Below are 2,420 nucleotides of genomic sequence, written 5' to 3'. Positions count from 1 at the left end.
CCCTGACACGTTTTCGCGGGCCATGAGCAGTTMAAGATCGCGAAGGTAGTCACCCAGATGTTCCGGCGGGACGGCCGAATCCTCCCAGCCCGGCCAGGCCTGGGTCCCGGCGGCGGTCCGGCCGGCCAGCCCGGCGCCGTCGGCCCGAATCTGCCACAACCGCGTGGCCTCCGGGCCGGCCGGAAGGATCAGCGAGTCGATCGCCCCCGCATCCAGGACCATCCGCTCGGCTGCCGCCACCGCCTCCTCCGACGTCRCTCCGCCCACTTCCACCATGAGCCAGCCGTTGCCGGCTGGCATGGTGGGGACGGCGTGCACGCCTTTGGCGTTGCGGACGACGTCGACCAGTTGTGCGTCCAGGCCCTCCAGGGCCAGCGGACGGTGTGGAAGCAGGCCGGGAACCGCGTCGGCCGCGGCCGGCATATCCGGATAGCCCAAGACGGCCAGGGCCGGGGCCGCCGCCAGCGGGACCAGCCGGACCTCGGCCTCCAGGATGATGCCGCAGGTACCTTCCGTCCCCGTCAGGGCGGCGGCCAGGTTGGCGCCGTTCTCCGGCAGKAGGTGCTCCAGGCTGTAGCCCGAGATTTGGCGGCCGAACCGGCCGAATTCCAGCCGGAGGACCTCCAGGTTGGCCGTGATGAACTCATCGAGGCCGGGGATCCGGGCCGTGGCATCCTTGCCCGCGCCCAGCTCCACCACGTGTCCCGAGCCGGTCAGCCAGCGCAGCCGGTGCACATTGTCCGCCRTGCGCCCGTACGAGAGCCCGTGCGGGCCGCACGCGTTGTTGCCGATCATGCCGCCGATGGTGCACCGCGTGGCCGTGGACGGATCAGGCCCGAACCGCAGCCCGTGGACGGCGGCAGCCCGCTGCAGGTCACTGAGGACAACGCMGGGCTGGACCACCGCGGTCCGGTTTTCCGGATCGATGCTGATGATCCGGTTCATGAACCGGCTGAAGTCCAGCACCAGTCCTGGCCCCACCGCGTTGCCGGCGCACGACGTCCCGGCGCCGCGACCGGTGACGGCGAGTCCGTGCCGGCGGGCAATCCTGACCGCCTCGACGACGTCGTCCGCAGTCTTGGGCATGACCACCACCTGGGGCACCACGCGGTAGTTCGAGGCGTCGGTCGAATATTCCGCACGCCGACGGGTGCTGCTGTCGACGATGCCCGCAATTGCTGCGGTGAGTTCTTCGACAATCTGGTCAATGTTCATGCGTGGTGCTCTTCCTTGTCCCTGCGGCGTTGCGTGGTGGGAGGTTAGTGCTGCAGGGGCTTGCCGCGCAGCTCCATGGCCCGGCGGACACGGTTCTGGGCCAGTGAGCGGGCGGCATGGTGGGTGGTGGAATCCAGCTTTTCCGCCTCTGCCAGAACGATGGCCGTGTTCTCGCGGAGCTTGTGGGAGACCGTGGTGAAGATCTGGTCCGTCTCGGGACGGAACGGCGAATACCGGGACTCCATGGCGAAGGCTGCACTGACCACGCCGCCTGCATTGGCAACGAAGTCGGGCACGACCGTCACGGACGCCGCGCGCAGCGCCTGCTGTGCCGCGGCGTTAGTCGGAAGGTTGGCGCCCTCCACCACGAGCTTGGCCGAGATGCCGCCGACGTTTCCTTCATGGAGGACATCCTGCAGGGCGGCAGGGATGGCGATTTCGGCGTCGACGAACAACTCGGTGCCTGCCGGGATGGCCAGCTCCGGGAACGCTTTGACCAGTCCATCGCCCAGCCGCGGCCGCATGGCCAGCAGCGTGGGAATGTCCAGCCCGGCGGGATTGTGAAGCGCGCCCTCGGCGGTGGAAATCGACACAACGCTGTAGCCGAGCTCATGCAGCCGGGCCGCCGTGGCGTGCCCGACGGCGCCGAAACCCTGGATGGCCACGCGCTGGCCCTGGAGGCCGATGGTTGCCGCGGCCTCATCCGTGACTTCGGCGACGCCGTAGCCGGTGATGCCCAGCTGGTCGTAGGGCACGCCGCCGAGGTCGTACGGAGTGCCCACCGCGGCGCCGCGGTCGCCCAATTCGTCGATGATGATGGCCGCGTCGTTTTCCGTCAGCCCCATGTCGAGGCCAAAGACGTACTCGGACGGGACTTCATTGCTMAGGGCCCGGACAAAGGAGCGAAGGATTGCTTCCTTGTGGGGTGAGTTRGGATCCGCGCGGATGCCGGCTTTGGCGCCGCCGAAGAAAAGGTCGACGCCGGCCCACTTCCAGGTCATGACCCGGGCCAGGCGGGCAATTTCCTCGACGGTGACGCCGGGCTGCATCCGGGTGCCGCCCTTGCCCATGCCTCGGGCGGTGTTGTCGATGACCAACACGCCCTTCATTCCTGTTTTTGTGTCGCTGACGGTGACGATCTTTTCCGGTCCCCATTCATCCATCATGTCGAACAGACTGGTCATCGTTGGATACTCCTTCTGTGC

2 protein-coding genes are annotated in these 2,420 nt (G+C 67.9%); both read right to left on the bottom strand.

The window, feature by feature from the left end; all coding sequences use genetic code 11:
* The coding region (locus AC1DBQ_RS22940) for an FAD-binding oxidoreductase (RefSeq protein ID WP_476930699.1) at positions 1 to 1,215 on the bottom strand (1,215 nt) is incomplete at its 3' end.
* A gap of 44 nt (positions 1,216 to 1,259) precedes the next feature.
* On the bottom strand, positions 1,260 to 2,420 hold a 1,161-nt coding region (locus AC1DBQ_RS22935), incomplete at its 5' end, for a Glu/Leu/Phe/Val family dehydrogenase (RefSeq protein WP_476930698.1).

Source organism: Arthrobacter sp. 10T413_2 (genome assembly GCF_056394205.1).
This window is presented reverse-complemented; position numbering and strand designations above follow the sequence as displayed.